This window comes from Stenotrophomonas sp. EMP41, from assembly GCF_047495535.1.
GTDB classification, from domain to species: Bacteria; Pseudomonadota; Gammaproteobacteria; order Xanthomonadales; family Xanthomonadaceae; genus Stenotrophomonas; species Stenotrophomonas sepilia.
On sequence record NZ_CP179923.1, the window covers coordinates 2,679,783 to 2,697,308 of the forward strand.

The 17,526-nt window shown below is 68.3% G+C and carries 13 protein-coding genes; 7 read left to right on the forward strand and 6 right to left on the reverse strand.

From position 1 onward, the window contains the following. The first annotated feature begins 196 nt into the window (after positions 1-196). The 3 genes from tilS to ACMGRF_RS12385 are packed head-to-tail and all read left to right on the forward strand — an operon-like array spanning position 197 to position 2,648. Positions 197-1,483, forward strand: coding sequence for a tRNA lysidine(34) synthetase TilS (tilS, locus tag ACMGRF_RS12375; RefSeq protein WP_162838147.1), 1,287 nt, complete (start codon positions 197-199; stop codon positions 1,481-1,483). A gap of 36 nt (positions 1,484-1,519) precedes the next feature. Further along, complete coding sequence (locus ACMGRF_RS12380) at positions 1,520-1,780, forward strand: exodeoxyribonuclease VII small subunit (RefSeq protein WP_049412480.1); 261 nt, start codon at positions 1,520-1,522, stop codon at positions 1,778-1,780. Then, a complete protein-coding gene (locus ACMGRF_RS12385) occupies positions 1,770-2,648 on the forward strand; it encodes a polyprenyl synthetase family protein (RefSeq protein ID WP_049412476.1) in 879 nt (292 codons plus the stop codon). Before ACMGRF_RS12380 ends, ACMGRF_RS12385 begins: the two co-directional genes overlap by 11 nt. Positions 2,649-2,724: 76 nt before the next feature. Here ACMGRF_RS12385 and ACMGRF_RS12390 read toward each other — a convergent pair whose 3' ends face one another. Next, on the reverse strand, positions 2,725-3,096 hold the full coding sequence (locus ACMGRF_RS12390) for a DUF4870 domain-containing protein (protein ID WP_005418071.1): 372 nt from the start codon (positions 3,094-3,096) through the stop codon (positions 2,725-2,727). An 87-nt stretch (positions 3,097-3,183) separates the two neighbouring features. Next, positions 3,184-4,551 (reverse strand): metalloprotease PmbA, encoded by a 1,368-nt coding sequence (pmbA, locus tag ACMGRF_RS12395; RefSeq protein ID WP_049412473.1) that lies wholly within the window; start codon positions 4,549-4,551, stop codon positions 3,184-3,186. A gap of 68 nt (positions 4,552-4,619) precedes the next feature. Here pmbA and yjgA point away from each other — a divergent pair, with 68 nt between their 5' ends. Further along, positions 4,620-5,207, forward strand: coding sequence for a ribosome biogenesis factor YjgA (yjgA, locus tag ACMGRF_RS12400; protein WP_049412470.1), 588 nt, complete (start codon positions 4,620-4,622; stop codon positions 5,205-5,207). A gap of 41 nt (positions 5,208-5,248) precedes the next feature. Here yjgA and tldD read toward each other — a convergent pair whose 3' ends face one another. From tldD to ACMGRF_RS12420, 4 genes are read right to left on the reverse strand one after another with little or no spacing between them, the layout of a single operon-like run. Continuing rightward, a complete protein-coding gene (gene tldD, locus ACMGRF_RS12405) occupies positions 5,249-6,694 on the reverse strand; it encodes a metalloprotease TldD (RefSeq protein ID WP_099485977.1) in 1,446 nt (481 codons plus the stop codon). Between the two features lie 58 nt (positions 6,695-6,752). Beyond that, entirely contained in the window at positions 6,753-10,610 is a 3,858-nt protein-coding gene (locus tag ACMGRF_RS12410) for a YhdP family protein (protein WP_180879313.1), read from the reverse strand. A gap of 30 nt (positions 10,611-10,640) precedes the next feature. After that, entirely contained in the window at positions 10,641-12,128 is a 1,488-nt protein-coding gene (gene rng / locus ACMGRF_RS12415) for a ribonuclease G (protein WP_049412462.1), read from the reverse strand. Next, a complete protein-coding gene (locus ACMGRF_RS12420) occupies positions 12,121-12,729 on the reverse strand; it encodes a Maf family nucleotide pyrophosphatase (protein WP_049438094.1) in 609 nt (202 codons plus the stop codon). The genes rng and ACMGRF_RS12420 overlap by 8 nt, the downstream gene beginning before the upstream one ends. 130 nt (positions 12,730-12,859) lie before the next feature. On the opposite strand from ACMGRF_RS12420, the gene ACMGRF_RS12425 reads away from it, so the two are divergent. The 3 genes from ACMGRF_RS12425 (at position 12,860) to ACMGRF_RS12435 (ending at position 17,449) form a co-directional block, all read left to right on the forward strand. Beyond that, entirely contained in the window at positions 12,860-13,597 is a 738-nt protein-coding gene (locus ACMGRF_RS12425; RefSeq protein ID WP_049412455.1) for an SIMPL domain-containing protein, read from the forward strand. Positions 13,598-13,813: 216 nt separating this feature from the next. Continuing rightward, on the forward strand, positions 13,814-14,464 hold the full coding sequence (locus ACMGRF_RS12430; protein WP_100478539.1) for an energy transducer TonB: 651 nt from the start codon (positions 13,814-13,816) through the stop codon (positions 14,462-14,464). Between the two features lie 195 nt (positions 14,465-14,659). Next, complete coding sequence (locus ACMGRF_RS12435) at positions 14,660-17,449, forward strand: TonB-dependent receptor (RefSeq protein WP_164283123.1); 2,790 nt, start codon at positions 14,660-14,662, stop codon at positions 17,447-17,449. The last annotated feature ends 77 nt before the right edge of the window (positions 17,450-17,526 follow it).

The following is a 17,526-nucleotide window of genomic DNA, read 5'->3' on the forward strand; positions in this document are numbered from 1 at the left end:
AGGCGGGGTGGGTCCGGTTGCGGGAGTGTCCGCGGCATGGATGCCGCGGCCAAGCCCCCATGGATGGGTTTACGGCGTCTCCCGCAATCGGACCCACCCCGCCTACCCTCAGCAAACCAGCTTCTGCTGTTGCTGTTGCTCTGGATCGTAGCGGGTGCAGGGCGCAGCCCTGCCGAGCAACCCTATACTTGCCGCCGTGACTGCCTTCCCTGCCCTCGTTCCGCTGGATGCGCCGCTGCTGGTGGGCTACAGCGGTGGTGTCGACTCGACCGTGCTGCTGCACTGGCTGTGGCGCTGCGCACAGGCCTCCGGCACGGCGCTGCGTGCGGTGCACGTACACCATGGCCTGCAGGCCGATGCGGACGGCTGGGTGCTGCATTGCCAGCAGCAATGCGCGGCACTGGGCATTGAACTGGCCGTGCACCGCGTGCAGATCGACAACCGCGCGGGCCTCGGCCTTGAAGGCGCGGCGCGGCAGGCGCGACGCGCCGCCTTCGCGGCCGAACTGCGCGACGGCGAAACGCTGGCACTGGCGCAGCACCAGGACGATCAGGCCGAGACCTTCCTGCTGCGTGCCCTGCGCGGTTCCGGTATTGACGGCCTGGCGGCGATGTCCGCACACAGCCGCATTGGCGGGCATCCGTTGTGGCGCCCCCTGCTGCCGGCAACGCGCAACGCGCTGCTCGACTACGCGCGCCGGCACGCGCTGCGCTGGATCGAAGACCCCAGCAATGGCCACGACCACGCCGATCGCAACTTCCTGCGCCTGCAGGTGCTGCCGTTGCTGCGCCAGCGCTGGCCGCATGCGGCTGCGGCATTGGCGGGCAGCGCAATGCACTGCGGGCAGACCCGTGCTCTGCTGGACGAGGAAGACGCCGAGCTGATCGCCCACCTGGAAGTGGCACCACGCGTGCTTTCGCTGCAGCTGCTGCGCCAGGTGTCACCGGGGCGTGCCGCGCGCGTGCTGCGCGCCTGGGTGATCGGCCACGGTGCCGCCCCACTGCCGGCCACGGTACTGCAGCAGGGCCTGCACGAACTGCTGCCGGCCGGCAACGATCGCCAGGCGCGGGTGCGCTGGCACGAGCATGCCATCCAGCAATGGCGCGATCACGCCTATCTGCTGCCCGCGCAGCTGCCATCGCTGCCCTGCGGATGGCAGGCCGAATGGGATGGGCGTGCCCCCCTGCCGCTGCCCGATGGTGGCCAATTGCGCCTGCAGGGCGCCGTGGCCTTCGAACGCCCGCTTCAGGTCCGTGCACGCGTGGGCGGCGAGCGCATCGTGCTGCCCGGTCGCCCGCATTCGCATGCGCTGAAGGACTGCCTGCAACGCGAGCACCTGGCCCCCTGGCGGCGGGCCCAGCTGCCGCTGATCTTCGATGGGCCTCAGCTGCTTGCCGCCGCCGACGTGGTCATCGCGGCCCCGCTGCAAGGCTGGTTGCAGGCCCAGGATGCACAACTGCAGTGGCGTCCCGGCGGCTGGTGAATTGACCCCCGCGCGCAGCCCGTCCACACTTGCTGCATGGTCAAGAAGTCCCCCGAAAACGCCTCCCCGGTCGCCCAGTTCGAGCAGTCGCTCGAATCGCTGGAACAGCTGGTGGAGCAGATGGAAACCGGCGAGCTGAGCCTGGAAGCCTCGCTCAGTGCTTACGAACGCGGCGTCGGTCTGTACCGCCAGTGCCAGCAGGCGCTGGAACAGGCCGAACTGCGCGTGCGCCTGCTCAGCGATCCGGCGCAGCCGGAAGCATCCGAGCCTTTCGATCCGCCCAGCCATGACGGCTGAGGTTCTGTTCGCGCGCTGGCGCGACCGTATCGAAAGCCAGCTCGACGCCGCCCTGCCCTCGCCCGCCGAAGCACCGCAGCGCCTGCACCAGGCCATGCGCTATTCGGTGCTGGGCGGTGGCAAACGCATGCGACCGCTGCTGGTGTACGCCAGTGGCCACCTGTTCGGCGCGCAGCCGGAACACCTGGACGCAGCGGCGATGTCTGTCGAGCTCATCCACGCCTATTCGCTGGTGCACGACGACCTGCCGGCCATGGACGATGACGCGCTGCGACGCGGCAAGCCGACCACCCACATCGCCTTCGACGAAGCCACCGCGATCCTGGCCGGTGACGCCCTGCAGACCCGCGCCTTCGGCCTGCTGGCCGATGCGCCGCTGCCGGCCACGCTGCGCGTGGCCTGCCTGCAGACGCTGGCCCACGCGTCCGGCGCCTCCGGCATGTGTGGTGGCCAGGCGCTGGACATCGATGCCACCGGCCAGCAACAGACGCTCGCGGCACTGACCCGCATGCACGCGCTGAAAACCGGCGCGCTGATCCGCGCAGCGGTGCGCATGGGGGCGCTGTGCGGCCAGGCCCACGAACCACAGCTGGCCCAGCTGGACAGCTTCGCCGACGCGCTCGGCCTGGCCTTCCAGGTCCGCGATGACATCCTCGATGTCGAAGCCAGTTCCGAACAGCTGGGCAAGACCGCCGGCAAGGACCAGGCGCAGGACAAGAGCACCTTCCCCGCGCTGCTCGGCATGGACGGTGCGAAGGCGCAGCTGCGCGAACTGGCCGCACGCATGCAGGCCACGCTGGCCGGCCATGGCGAAGAAGCCGATGCGCTGCGCGCGCTGGCAACGCTGGCGGTGGAACGCGATCACTGATCGCTGACGGTGACGCTGCCGCCAAACAGGAACGCCCGGCAATGCCGGGCGTTCCTGTTTGCGCGTGCAGCCGGTATTACTTGACCAGGCGCAGCGCGAACGGGTAGCGGTAGGCTTCGCCGTTGTTGGCCTTCACAGCGGCGATGATGCAGAACACCAGGTTCAGGATGCCGACGATCGGCGCCAGGATGCCGCCGATGATCACGATGGTCAGCACGATGCAGATCAGCATCGCGATGGTGATGGTGATCTGGAAGTTCAGCGCTTCCTTGGCCTGGTCTGTCACGAAGGACTTGCTGGCGTCATCCTTGTTGATCAGCCAGATGATCAGCGGGCCGATGAACCAGGTGAAGATGCCCAGCAGATGCGCGGCCAGCGCCATGGTGCGCTGGTCGGCCGGGGCATTGGTGGTTGCCGGCGGCGGCGGGACGTTATCGAATTCACTCACGACAAAACTCCTTTTCATTGGGTGGTCTTGACCCACCAGCACCAAGCTGGTTGCGTCAGGCGGGCATAGCTTACGCCATCGACGCCATCAATCATTACCGGCAATGGTCATCCGCCCCAGCAGGATCGAGCCGGTCCGGATGTGCGAGCGCGGGTCGACGTCGCTGCCGACCGCCTCGATGCTGCTGAACATCTCGCGCAGGTTGCCGGCGATGGTGACGCCGTCCACCGGGTACTGGATCTCGCCATTCTCGACACGGAAGCCGCCCGCGCCCCGCGAGTAGTCGCCGGTCACCCCGTTCACACCCTGCCCCATCAGCTCGGTCACCAGCAGGCCGTCACCCATCTGCCGGGCGATCTCTTCGAGCGAGCCGGCATTGGCCGCCAGCTGCAGGTTGTGCACGCCGCCGGCATTGGCGGTGGTCTGCAGGCCCAGCTTGCGCGCCGAATAGCTGCCCAGCACGTAACGCTGCAGCACGCCGTCACGGACCAGCGCCGAGGCACGGGTGGCCACGCCGTCGCCGTCGAAGGCGGCCGAGCGCAGGCCGCGGCGCAGGTGCGGCAGTTCGTCAATCTGCATCCACTCCGGGAACAGGCGCTGGCCGACGCTGTCCAGCAGGAAACTGGCCTGGCGGTACAACGCGCCGCCGGACACCGCCGACAGCAGGTGGCCGACCAGGCTGCGCGCCACTTCCGGGGCGAACAGCACCGGCATGCTGCCAGTGGCCAACGAACGCGGCTGCAGGCGGGCTACGGTGCGCTCGGCGGCGCGACGGCCGACCAGGCCCACGTCTTCCAGGTCCCCCTGCGCCAGCGCGCTGGTATACCAGCCATCGCGTTGCATGCCGTCGCCCTGCCCGGCGATCAGCGCGCAACCGATCGAATGGTGGGTGCCGCGCTCACGGCCGAAAAAGCCATGCGAATTGGCGTACACCGACAGGCTCTGCATGCTCGACACGGAAGCGCCGTCGGAATTGCGGATCTGCGCATCGGCCTCGCGGCCGGCCGCCTCGCAGGCCAGGGCCAGGTCCACCGCCTCATCGGCCTGCAGCGCCCACGGATGCCAACCGTCCAGCTCCGGGAAGTCGGTGGCCATCAGTGCGGCCTCGGCCAGGCCGGCGGCCGGGTCATCCTCGGTATGCCGGGCAATCGCGCAGGCCTGCTCGACCGTAGCGGCCAGGCTGGCCTCGTTCAGGTCGCCAGTGCTGGCACTGCCCTTGCGCTGCCCGAAATAGACGGTCACGGCGATGCCGCGGTCGCGGGTGGACTGCACGGTCTCCACTTCGCCAAGGCGGACATTGACCTCCAGGCCACGATCCTCGCTGCAGCTGACCTCGGCCTGGCTGGCGCCCAGCGCGCGGGCACGGTCGAGCAGCTGCTGGGAAAGGTCGGCCAGCCGTTCCAGCCGGGCCGGGCTGTCGTCGCCGACGGCCACTTCAGGGGCGATCACGTTCAATGCTTTATCCTGTACGGGTTGGGCCCGGCATCACGCCGGGCGACTTTTTTTGAGATCAGGTAGGGACGATGCGCGGACGCGACGAAGAAACCGGTGAATTCCACGACAAGAGCCGCAGCCAGAACCGGCGCGACGCGCTCGACGTCCTGGCCCTGGGCGAGAAGCTGGTGTCGTTGACTCCGGCCCAGCTGGCGCGCCTGCCGATCCCGGAAGACCTGCTGCCGCATATCGCCGAGTGCAAGCGCATCACCGCCCACATCGCCCACAAGCGCCAGCTGGCGTTCCTGGCCAAGCACATGCGCCGCGAGGACGAGGCAACGCTGGACGCGATCCGCGATGCGCTGGACGCCAACAGCGAAACCGGCCGCCGCGAAGTGGCGATGATGCACCGCGTGGAAGACTGGCGCGACCGCCTGCTGGCCGACGGTGACAAGGCGCTGGCCGCCCTGCTCGACGACTACCCGCAGGCCGACCGCCAGCAGCTGCGCACCCTGGTACGCAACGCGCAGGCCGAAAAGGCGAAGAACAAGCCGCCGCGCGCCTACCGCGAGATCTTCCAGGTGCTGCGCGCGCTGATGCTGCCGGCGGCGCTGGGCCTGAAGGCCGGCGCCGAAGACGCCGACCACATCGGGACCGGCGAAGCCGACGAGGACTGAGTCCGCGCCGGCCCGGGCGGTTGCTGTGGCCCTCGCCACGCTCAGGCCTGGGTACCGCCGACGGTGATGCCCTCGATCAACAGCGAGGGCTGGCCGACACCCACGGGCACGCTCTGCCCGTCCTTGCCGCAGATGCCCACGCCCTCGTCCAGGGCCAGGTCGTTGCCGACCATGCGCACCTTCTGCATGGTTTCCGGGCCGTTGCCGATCAGGGTCGCGCCCTTCACCGGCGTGGTGATGCGGCCATCCTCGATCAGGTAGGCCTCGGTGGCCGAGAACACGTACTTGCCGCTGGTGATGTCGACCTGGCCACCGCCGAAGTTGACCGCGTACAGGCCCTTCTTCACCGAACGGATCATCTCCTGCGGGTCGTGCTCGCCGGCGCGCATGTAGGTGTTGGTCATGCGCGGCATGGTCAGGTGCGCGAACGATTCACGGCGCCCGTTGCCGGTCGGGGCCATGCCCATCAGCCGCGCATTGAGGCTGTCCTGCATGTAGCCGACCAGGATGCCGTCCTCGATCAGCGGGGTGCACTGGCTCGGGTGGCCTTCGTCGTCGATGTTCAACGAACCGCGGCGACCGTCGAGGGTGCCGTCGTCGACGATGGTCACCCCGGGCGCGGCGACGCGCTCACCGATGCGGCCGGCGTAGACGCTGGTGCCCTTGCGATTGAAGTCGCCTTCCAGACCGTGGCCGACCGCTTCGTGCAGCAGCACGCCCGGCCAACCCGGGCCGAGCACCACCGGCATCATGCCGGCCGGCGCCGGCACCGCTTCCAGGTTCACCAGCGCCTGGCGCAGCGCTTCCTGGGCGAGGGCTTCGGGGCGGCCGCTGGCAAACAGGTCTTCGTAGCCATAACGGCCACCGCCACCGGCATAGCCGGACTCGCGACGGCCGTTGTGCTCGACGATCACCTGCACATTCAGGCGCACCAGCGGACGCACATCGGCCGCCAGCACACCGTCGCTGCGGGCGATCAGCACCGTATCGACGCCGCCGGACAGGCTCACCATCACCTGCTTCACGCGCGGGTCGGCGGCACGCAGGTAACCATCCAGGCGCTTGAGCACCTCGACCTTGGCTTCGTTGCCGATACCATCGATCGGGTCCAGCGCCGGGTACAGTGCGCGCGCATTGCCGCGAAGCAGCGATCGCCCGGACTGCGCACCGCCCTCACGCGAGATCGCGCGCGCCGACTGCGCCGCCGCCAGCAGCGCGTCGGCATGGATGTCATCGGAGTACGCGAAACCGGTCTTCTCGCCGGAAATCGCACGTACACCCACGCCCTGCTCGATGGAATGGGCACCGTCCTTGACGATGCCGTCTTCCACGCTCCAGCTCTCGCGGCGGGCGTGCTGGAAATAAAGGTCGCCGAAGTCGACACCGGGGCCGAGCAACTGGCCGAAGGTGCGCTCCAGGCCAGCGGTATCCAGGCCGCCGGGGCGCAGCAGGCGGTCTTGGGCAAGCGTCAGGGCGATATCAGTCATGGTCTCGATCTGGGGGTGCGGGGGCGCTCAGGCAAGCCCCGTGAACAGGGAACCGCGCTCAGCGCGAGCGCGGCAGGTCGGTGACGGTCGGCGGAATGGCCGGTGCAGACGCCGGCACGGGCGGTGATGGGGTCTTGTCGCGGCTGCGCTCGATCACTTCCACCTTCGGTTCCTTCCATGGACCGGTCACCTTGTAGGTTCGGGCGCCAATCTCGCCCAGCGGCTTGGACAATACCGCATTGGTGGCCGCGCCCAGCGCGGCCCCCACCGGGCCGCCGGCCACCGCGCCGACCACGGTCAGCAGGTTGCCCGCGCGCGGGTTGACGTCGATGGTCTGGTCGAACCGCTGGTTGCGCAGGTCGGCCTGGCCACGGATGGTGATGTTGGCCGCCGGGCCTTCGATCAGCACCTTGTCGGTGCGCGCCATGCCCTGGCCGAACTGCATGCTGCCGTCGATCTGGTTGAACGCGAAGCCCTTGGAGAAGAAGTCGCGGAAGTCGAACATCAGGCGCCGCGGCAGTTGCGCGACGCTGAGCAGGCCCAGCACGCGGCCGGCGCCAGGCTCCAGCTCCAGCAGCTGGCCATTGCGCGCATGCAGGTCGAGGCTGCCCTGCAGGTTGCCCAGCTGGAAGTCCGACGGGCCTCCGCTCCACGAGGCCTGCAACTGCGCCTGGCCGGAACCGCCGCGCAACTGGCCGCCGTAATCAAGATTCTGCATCAACCCACCCAGATCCTCGCTGCGCACCTGTGCGGTCAACTCGGTACGGGCACCACCGGTCCGGCCGAGCCAGCGACCGGTGATGTCGATCTCCTGGTCCGGCGCGCGGAAACGCAGCTCATCCACGTTCAGGCCGTTGGCCAGCGGCCGCGTGCGCAGCACCGCCTGGCCCAGCACCACCTTGCCGAACTTCAGGTCGGCAATGTCCAGCGCGAACGGCGGCAGCTTGGCCGGGTCCATGTCGTTGGCACCGGCCTGTACCCGCGCCGGTGCAGCCGGCGCACCCGGTACCGCCGGCAGTGACTGCCAGTGCACGCGGTCAAGCTGGCCACTGATCGTGCCACCGTCCGCATTGGGGACGGTCAGGCGCCCGGCCAGCGACGGGCCGTCCAACCGCACATCCAGTGCCTGTGGACCCGGGTGCAGCTGCAGCCGGGTCTGCTCGAACACGCCGCCGATCAGCTTCAACTGGCCGACCTGGACGTCAACCGCTCGCAGCGGCATCGCATCGTCGTCACCGCCGCCCCGCGCCAGGCCGATCCACTCCAGCGCATCCAGCGTCGCGCTGCGGCCATTGACCGTCAGCCCGCTCGGCGGCGGCTCACGATCAACATGATCACTGCCCAGCGTGACCTGCACGCCGGTCTGGTTGTTGTGGCTGCGTGCGGCCAGCGCCAGGCGCTGGCCAAAGGCCACATCGATGCGGCCGGCGCCCATCGGCAACTGCGCGGCCACCGTGGTCGCCAGCGGTTCGGCGGCCGGTTTGTCCAGCGGTGCCGGCAGGTCCAGCCGCGTGCCGACCAGTTCCGAACTCAACCGCAGTTCACTCGGCGGCGCGGGCGCGCCCGGGGCCACCTTGGGCAGGTTGACCGCGATGGTCCACGCTGAAGTGCCGGTGATGTAGGGCTTGAGCCAGGCCATTTCCGGTGCGCGGTCGATCAGTACGCCTGCATCAAGATGCGCCGTCAGCTGCGATTCGAAGGCCCGCGTGCTGTCGTGCACGTAGCCACCAGCGCGCAGGCTCAGGCGGCCATCCTGGCCGAGGTGGCGCACCGCCAGTTCCTCGGCGCCGAAGCCGCCATTGCTGTAGCGCGCCTGCCCTCGCATGTTGTCGAAGGCCAGCTGGAAGCGCTTGTCGACCAGCTTCACGCCGGTCAGGTCGACCGTCCCCTGCAGATGACCACCACCTTCATCGTGGTGCAGCGGCTGCAGCAGATCGAACGTCACATGTGCCGGGCCACTGGCGACCAGGTTGTCCAGGGTATCGCCATAGTCCTTGTGCAACGGGCTCTGGCGCAGCATCGCCAGCAGCTTGCCGGCTTCGCTCGGCGCGTCGGCGCGCACGTACAGCGGCTGATGGCCGAAGTCCGGAATGCCGGCTTCGAACTTCTGCACCGCCACGCCCGCCAGATCGCCACGTCCACGCATCTCGAAGCCGGGGCCGATGAAGGCGATATCGGCATCAACCTGGCGCATCAGCGGCCAATCGTGCTGGAAGCGGATGTCGCCATTGCTGATGTGGCCGGTGGCCTCGAAGCGGCCATCGTTGTTGTCGAACGGCCAGTCGTCCAGGTCACCGGTGACCAGGCCGACACCGCCACGCACCTGGCCGCCGGCCAGTGCCATGTCCAGCCAGTCGGTGGCGCCCTTGCTCATCTTGGAGTGGATCCAGAAGCGCTTGGCCGCCGTCATCGGCACGTCGTCCAGCTTGGCGGCCAGCTGCAGCCACGGCCGCGTACCGTCGCCCTGGAACCAGACGCCGCCGCGCACGTCGGCCGCGTAGTCGGTGCCTTCCACGCGCATCGCCGGCGTTCCGATCCGCCAACCGCCGCCCTCGTCGCGCCACCCCACGATCTGTCCGGCCAGATGCAGGTCATGCCGCACGCCAAAGCCGGTCGGCCAATCGAACTGCAGCTGCCGTTGCGGCTGCAGCTGCAGGCTGAAGCCATCGGCATCGCCTTCGAAACGCCCCCCGAGGCCGCGCAGGCCCGGAGAATTGCCGACGCTGGCAAAGCCCAGCGACTGCAGTTCGCCCTGTGCCCGCAACGGGCCATCACGTTCGCCGGCCAACTGCAATCGGCGCACCTCCAGCTGCGGCCTGGACAGGAACAGCCAGCGCCGCAGACCCGGTTCAAGGAGATTGCTCAGGGCCAACCCGCGCAGCGCGGTACCGGCCTGCACCGCACCGGCGTTCACCCGCAGCTGCTTGCCGATCTGCAGCTGCAGGCCATCGAGCTGCTGTTCGCCATCTTCGGTCTTCAGGCGCAGGCGCGGCACCTGCAACGCCCAGCCCTCGGCCTGGCGCTGCCAGCGCAGGCGGGCCTGCAGCCGCTGCAGCTGCAGCTGCGGCGCCGCCATGCCGGGTATCGGTGCGCCATCGATGCGCACGTCGCGCAGGTCCGAATCCGTGGTCAGCGCCACCGGCGCGAAATCGCGCAGGGTCAGCCACAGGTTCAGCTCGCCCTTGCCCTCGCTCAGGCGCACGCCGCCGGCCGCCAGCAAGGGCGCCCAGGCGTGGAAATCGACCGGGTCGGCGCCGAGCCAGGCCTGGCCGTTGCCGCGCGCACGGTCCACGTCCAGTACCGCGGTCAGCGGCAGCGCTTCGGGCTGCGCCCAGGCGCGTACGCCCACGCGCAGGCGATCACCATTGACCCGCATGCGCAGGTCGATGCGCGGCAGCGTGCTGTCGATGCCCATCGCCGGCGCGTGCACGCCCAGGCGGCCGCCGATCACCTGCAGCTCGCCGAGCCGGCGCAACGCATCCAGCGGATCCCCCCCGTTGTCGGATTGCGGCAACCCCCGCACCGACCAGCGTCCGTGTTCATCCTGCTGCAGGTCCAGGGCCAGGCCACGCAGGCGCAGTTCGGTCAGCGAGCGCCCGGGCAGCAGCCCGCTGTACATCGACACCAGGACTTCGGCCTCGCCGATCGGCAGGCCCTGCCCGGCGCCGATGCGCAGGCCCTTCAGCTGCAGCAGCGGGCCACGCCGGGTCCAGGCGGTCTGCAGCTGGTCGAAACGCACCGGCTGGCCGGCCCGCTCGCTCAGCCAGGCGGCAATCTTCTCCGGATGGCGCTCGGCCAGCGGCAGCAGCTGGCTGAGCGTGCCCACCAGCAGTGCAAGCCCGACCAGGCCCACCGCACAGGCGGCAATGAAATGACGGCGGATCCTTCGCAGTCGCAGGCGCGGCGGCGCGCTCATCGGCCACCGCCGGCCTGCGGCCGGCGACGATCAGAGCAGAACGACATCGAATTGCTCCTGCAGGTACTGCTCGTCCGCCTGGAAGCGGATGCTCTTGCCGAGGAATTCCTCCAGTTCGGCCACCGCCGCGGACTCCTCGTCGGTAATGCGCGCGACCACCTTGGTCGACGCGATCACCAGCAGGCGCGCGGCATCGAACTGTCGCACCGCGCGGGTGATCTCGCGGAAGATCTCGTAGGTCACCGTCTCGGTGGTCTTGATGCTGCCGCGGCCACTGCACTGCGGGCAGGTTTCCGACAGCTGGCGCTCCAGGCTTTCCACCGTGCGCTTGCGGGTCATCTCCACCAGGCCCAGCGGCGAGAAATCATAGACCGTGGTCTTGGCATGGTCGCGCGCCAGCGCCTTTTCCAGCGTGCGCAGCACCTGGCGGCGATGCTCGGCATCATCCATATCGATGAAGTCGATGATGATGATGCCGCCCAGGTTGCGCAGCCGCAGCTGACGCGCCACTGCCTGCGCCGCTTCCAGGTTGGTGCGGAACACCGTCTCTTCCAGGTTGCGCTGGCCGAGAAACGAACCGGTATTGACGTCGATGGTGGTCATCGCCTCGGTCTGGTCGATCACCAGGTAGCCACCGGACTTGAGCGGTACCTGCTTGTCCAGCGCGCGGCCGATCTCGTCCTCCACGCCGAACATGTCGAAGATCGGGCGATCGCCGGAGTACAGCTCCAGCTTCTCGGCCAGCACCGGCATGTACTTGGCGACGAAGGCCTGCAGCTGGCCGAAGGTCTCCTTCGAGTCGACCTTCACCTTGTCCACGTCCTTGCGGATCAGGTCGCGCACCGAACGCAGCGGCAGGCTCAGGTCTTCATAGATGATGCTGCACGACGGCGCCTCGCGGCCGCGGCGCTCGACCACGTTCCACACGCGCGACAGGTAGGCGATGTCCTCGGCGATGGCCTCGGCCGGCTGCCCTTCGGCGTTGGTGCGCACGATGTAGCCGTAGCCACCGTGCTGCGCCGACAGTTCGGTCACCAGCGCCTTCAGGCGGGCGCGCTCGGTTTCGTCCTCGATGCGCGCCGACACGCCCACCACCTTGGACTGCGGCAGCAGCACCATGTAGCGCGAGGGAATGCTGATCTGCGTGGTCAGGCGGGCGCCCTTGGTGCCGATCGGGTCCTTCACCACCTGCACCACGATGTCCTGGCCGTCGCGCAGCAGCTCGACGATCGGCACGCTGGCCGGCGGCGGCAGGGTGGTGTTCTCGGTGTCGGCGCTGGCCACCGGCGCCGGCCGCACCACGTCGTTGGCGTGCAGGAACGCCGCGCGCTCCAGGCCGACTTCGACGAAGGCGGCCTGCATGCCGGGCATGACCCGCTGCACCTTGCCCTTGTAGATGTTGCCGACCACGCCACGGCGCCAACCGCGCTCGATGTGCAGTTCCTGCAGCATGCCGTTCTCGATCACCGCGACCCGGGTCTCGCGCGGGGTCACATTGACCAGGATTTCCTCAGACATCGGCAGCCTCCCTGGCGGCATCGGCAGTGGGGACCGGCACGCCACAGCGGGCCAGCAGACGATCGGTATGCAGCAGCGGCAGCCCCATCACGCCGGAGTAGCTGCCGGAAAGGTGTTCGATCCAGCGTTCGGCCCCACCCTGGATGGCGTAGGCGCCGGCCTTGTCCAGCGGCTCGCCGGTGGCGACATAGGCGGCGATGTCGGCGGCATCGATCGGGGCGAAGGTCACCTCGGAAATGACCAGCTCACTGTCCAGGCCGCCGGCGCCGACCACCACCACCGCGGTCATCACCTGGTGGGTGCGTCCGGCCAGCCGCGCCAGCATCGCCCGCGCGTCGGCAGCATCGACCGGCTTGCCGAAGACCTCGCCGTCCAGCACGACCTCGGTATCCGAACCGAGCACCCGCGCCTGCGGGTCATCGGCCAGCACCTGGGCCAGCCCGGCGCGCGCCTTGTCGGCAGCGACCCGGCACACATACTGTTCGGCGCTTTCAGTGGCCGCGCGCTGCTCGACGACCTCCAGGTCAAGGGCCTGGAAGGGGCGTCCGAGTCGGGCCAGCAGCTGGTTGCGTCGGGGGGAGCGGGAAGCAAGATAGAGCATCGGCACAGCATAACCTGAGGCCACCGTCTGAATCGTCGGCAACCCGTTACGGAACCGCTGCAACCCCGATCAGGCTCACAGCGCGTTCATCGCTACGACACCACCCTCACCGCCACAACAAGGAGATCCCATGCGCCTGACCGCCACCCCGCTGCTGCTCGCCCTGTCCCTCGCCCTTGGAACCTCGATGACCGCCCATGCCGCTCCGCCGTCGCCGCCGATCGCCGCCCCGGCCGAAGGCACCCTGCTGAACATCTCGGCCAACGCCGAGGCCACCCGTGTACCGGACGTCGCCACCCTGTCCGCCGGCGTGGTCACCCAGGCCGCCGACGGCAACAGCGCCATGCGCCAGAACGCCCAGCAGATGGACAAGGTGCTGGCCGCGATCAAGGCCGCCGGCATTGCCGAGCGCGACGTGCAGACCAGCGGCGTCAGCCTCAATCCGCAGTACCGCTATGCCGACAATGAGGCACCGAAGATCACCGGCTACCAGGCCAGCAACACGGTCAGCCTGAAGGTCCGCGACATCGCCAAGCTCGGCAAGGTGCTGGACGCGCTGGCCGCGCAGGGCGCCAACCAGATCAACGGGCCCAGCTTCGAGATCGACCAGCCCGAGCCGGTCTATGACGAAGCCCGCCTGGCCGCCCTGAAGAAAGCCCAGGCCCGCGCCCAGACCTACGCCAGGTCGCTGGGCCTGCAGGTGCGCCGCATCGTCAGCATCTCCGAGAACAGCAACGGCGGTTTCCGCCCGATGCCGATGATGCGCACCATGGCCGCCGGCGCGGCGATGGACAAGGCCACCCCGGTTGCACCGGGTGAATCGACCGTCTCGGTCAACCTGGACGTGGTGTTCGAACTGGGCCGCTGATCGCGTACGGCACGGCCGACACAGGCGGGTCCCGCAGGGGGCCCGCCTTTTTCGTGTATTCCGGCGGCGTTGGCTGAAGGCCAGCCCAACGCGCATGCCCCTGCCTCTAGGCAGTGGCCGCCATGCCGCGCTACTGATGAACTGCCAGCCGCGTGCGGCAACCCCGCCACGGACCCTGGTGCGTTGAGGACTTCGTCACTGGCATGGAGGTGGATCATGGTTCGTACCTATCCCGTTGCATCCCCGCACTTCGACCCCGCCCGCGTAGCCGCCTGGAGTGCAGCGATCGCCCTGCATCTGCTGGCCTTCCTGTTGCTGCTCATCCCTGCGACCTACCAGGCCGTGCAGGCCCCGCGTGAAAAGACTCCGGTGAGGCTGATCGAGAGGATCCCGCCACCGCCGACGCCGCCGGCTCCGGTTCCGCCCAAAGAGATCGTCCAGGTGGTGCCGAAGCCGCGGACGCAGCCGGTGGTACCGCCACTGCCCGCACCCACCGCGACCGTGGAAGAGACCCAGGGCATCGCATTGCCGGCCGCCGAACCGGCTCCGCCGCAGCTGGCGCCCAGCATCGACACCTCCACCCCGCTGGCCGGCGCCCAGCTGCAGTACCGCAGCGCCCCGCCACCGACCTATCCGATCCAGTCCCTGCGCAACCACGAACAGGGCACGGTGCTGTTGCGGGTGGAAGTGGACACCCGTGGCCAGCCGGTCGCGGTCAGCGTCGAGCGCAGCAGCGGCTCGCGCAACCTGGACCAGGCCGCCCGCCAGCAGGTCCTCAAGCATTGGCGCTTCGAGCCCGCCCAGCGTGACGGCGTGGCGGTTCCGGCCATCGGCATGGTGCCGGTGCAGTTCTCGCTGCCGGACTGAGCGTCCCACCGGCCCGGCCTCGCGCCGGGCCGGCCCCTGCCACTGTCCGGCAAATGCGGACATGCCAGGGCCAAGCGTTACTGATTAAGCAAAAATTCACGACGTCGTCACCTGCTGGAAACCTAGATTGGCGCGTCCCGGTATCGATCCGGCGACAGCCCTCAACGCTACGGTTTTCCAGTTAGGAGAGAAGCTGTGAAACACCCGATCCAACGGCCCGCCAGCCGCCGCCGCACCACCCTGGCATCGTCCATCACCCATATCCTTGCTGGCAGCACCCTGCTGCTGGTCGGCGCCGTGGCTTCTTCCTCAGCCTTTGCACAGGAGCAGGCCACCAACCTCGACCGCATCACGGTCACCGGCTCGAACATTCCGCGCACCAACACCGAGACACCGTCGCCGGTGCAGGTGGTGACCCGCCAGGAAATCGACCGCACCGGCAAGACCACGGTCGCCGAGTACCTGCAGACCCTGACCGCCGACGGCGCAGGCTCCATTCCCAAGACCTTCGGCAACGGCTTCGCCGGTGGCGGCGCCGGCATCTCGCTGCGTGGCCTGGGCGCCGGCTCGACGCTGGTGCTGTTGAACGGCCGCCGCATGGCCACCTACGGCCTGGCCGATGACGGCCAGAAGGTCTTCACCGACCTCAGCACCATCCCGCTCGATGCCGTCGAGCGCGTGGAAGTGCTCAAGGACGGCGCCTCGGCGATCTATGGCTCCGACGCCATCGCCGGCGTGGTCAACATCATCCTGCGCAGCGACTTCCAAGGCGCCATCCTGCGCGGTTCCTACGGCATCTCCGGTGACGGCGATGGCGACGCGAAGAAGGCGACCCTCACTGCCGGCACCGGCGACCTGTCCAGCGATGGCTGGAATGCGTTCTTCAGCCTGGACGTCGGCAAGACCGACGCGATCAAGATCAGCGACCGCAAGAACCGCAAGTGGATCGGCACCGGCGATATCCGGCGCTGGGGTTACGACGCTGCAGACGCGCAGTTCCTGGGCGGCGCCTACCTGTCGGGCGGTACCGCCGGCGGCGTGGGTCCCAATGGTTCGGTGTTCGATGCCACCGGCCATCTGGTTGCCCTGCCGGGCTGCGCCGGGCTGACCACGATTCCCGGGCAGAGTGACGCGACCGCGCAGGCCCAGGGTTGCCTGTGGGATCCGGCGCAGCAGTACCGCGACCTGAGCCCGGAAGAGAAGTACGTGAACGTGTTCGGCCGCGCCAGCTTCGCGTTTGGTGAAGGCGGCGAGGTCTATACCGAGATCGGTTACTCGAAGAAGGAAACGGTCTTCAGCAATACGCCATCCGGCGTATCCGGCGGCTGGGGCTACCCTGGCGGCCCTGTCAACGCCAACAGCGGTGCCGGTGCGACCCAGCTGTATGCAGGTCATCCGGACAACCCGCTGCCCACCGCGGCCCGCCTGCGTTACAGCGCGTGGGACGTGGGCCCGCGCGTGACCGACAATACCAATGAGTTCAACCGCTTCCTGGTGGGTGTGAAGGGCAACTGGGGCGACTGGAGCTACGACACCGCCTACCTGCATTCCGGCACCGACCTGGTCAACAAGCGCACGGGTTTCCTGCGTTATGACGCAGTACGCTGCGTGCTGGGCAATCCGGCCTGCCCCTATGGCACCTGGCGCATCGGCGACAATGCCTCGCAGACGCCGCAGTCGGTCTACGATGCCATCAGCCCGACCATCAGCGCGCGTGCCAAGTCGAGCTTGGACATGTTCGACTTCACCATCTCGCGCAGCCTGATGGATCTCAAGGGCGGTCCGCTGGGCCTGGCCTTCGGTACGGAGTGGCGCAAGACGAGCAACAGCCTGACGCCGCAGACCTTCACCGATATCGGCCAGATCATCGGCCTGGGCTACTCGGCCTACGACGGCACGCAGAATGTGTATGCCGGCTACGCCGAACTGTCCGCACCGGTGCTGGAGCAGTTGGAGCTGAGCGCTGCGGTCCGCTACGACAAGTACGAAAGCGGCGAAGGCAAGGCCACGCCGAAGCTGGGCGTGAAGTGGACCCCGGCCGACTGGATCGCACTGCGCGCCAGCTACGCTGAAGGCTTCCGCGCGCCGAACCCGGCCGAGAACGGTGACGGTGGCCTGGCCGCTTTCTCCAACGCCCGCGATCCGGTGCGTTGCGCCATCGATCCGGCCAACGAATGCACCGCGCGCTCGGTGGCGATCATCACGCGGCCGAACAAGGACCTGAAGCCGGAAGAGTCCAAGAGCTATTCGGTGGGCATCGTGCTGCAGCCAACCTCGACCACCTCGCTGACTGTGGATGCGTGGGAAATCAAGCGCACCAATGAAATCGCGCAGGGCAGCACGGCCGACGCCATCGCCGCGGGCAACGTTCTCCGCGATGCCAACAACATTGGCGGAGTCGCCAACAGCGGCACCATCCTGGCCGTCAATACCGCCTACGTGAATGCCAACTCCTCGCGCGTCCGCGGCATCGACACCGACATCCGGCAGACCTTCGACATCGGCCCGGGCCAGCTGGAAATGGACCTGCAGTGGAGCCATGTGCTCAAGTTCGAGCGCACCGAGGGTGATACCACCGTCGACTACGTGGGCACCCACGGCAACTGCGACGTGACCAACTGCATCGGCACGCCGAAGGACCGCATCAACTTCGGCACCACCTGGAAGCAGGGCCCGTGGAGCATCAGCGGCGTGGCCAACTACATCAGCAAGCTGGAGAACAAGGACCGCCGCGGCGGCGACTACCTGGCCTTCTATGAAGACGGCGAGCCGGTAGAGAAGATCTCCTCGTTCACCACCTTCGATCTGTCCGGCCGCTGGAACATCACCGAAGCCTTCGAGCTGAACGCTTCGGTGCAGAACGTGTTCGACCGCATCGCGCCGCTCGACCCGAGCACTTACGGTGCAGTCAATTACAACCCGCTGCACTTCAGTGGTGCCATTGGCCGGTACTTCACTGTCGGCGCCAAGTACACGTTCAAATAATCCTGCTGCTTTGTTCGCTTCGAAGGCCCGGGCTGTTGCCCGGGCCTTCGTCGTTTCCTGGCTGATCGTTGTCCATG

What these genes read in the sequence shown, in the direction of transcription:
- ACMGRF_RS12380 (WP_049412480.1), top strand. Translation starts at nt 1,520, where the DNA reads ATGGTCAAGAAGTCCCCCGAAAACGCCTCCCCGGTCGCCCAGTTCGAG.
- ACMGRF_RS12385 (WP_049412476.1), top strand. Translation starts at nt 1,770, where the DNA reads ATGACGGCTGAGGTTCTGTTCGCGCGCTGGCGCGACCGTATCGAAAGC.
- yjgA (WP_049412470.1), top strand. Translation starts at nt 4,620, where the DNA reads ATGCGCGGACGCGACGAAGAAACCGGTGAATTCCACGACAAGAGCCGC.
- tldD (WP_099485977.1), bottom strand. Translation starts at nt 6,694, where the DNA reads ATGACTGATATCGCCCTGACGCTTGCCCAAGACCGCCTGCTGCGCCCC.
- ACMGRF_RS12410 (WP_180879313.1), bottom strand. Translation starts at nt 10,610, where the DNA reads ATGAGCGCGCCGCCGCGCCTGCGACTGCGAAGGATCCGCCGTCATTTC.
- rng (WP_049412462.1), bottom strand. Translation starts at nt 12,128, where the DNA reads ATGTCTGAGGAAATCCTGGTCAATGTGACCCCGCGCGAGACCCGGGTC.
- ACMGRF_RS12420 (WP_049438094.1), bottom strand. Translation starts at nt 12,729, where the DNA reads ATGCTCTATCTTGCTTCCCGCTCCCCCCGACGCAACCAGCTGCTGGCC.
- ACMGRF_RS12425 (WP_049412455.1), top strand. Translation starts at nt 12,860, where the DNA reads ATGCGCCTGACCGCCACCCCGCTGCTGCTCGCCCTGTCCCTCGCCCTT.
- ACMGRF_RS12430 (WP_100478539.1), top strand. Translation starts at nt 13,814, where the DNA reads ATGGTTCGTACCTATCCCGTTGCATCCCCGCACTTCGACCCCGCCCGC.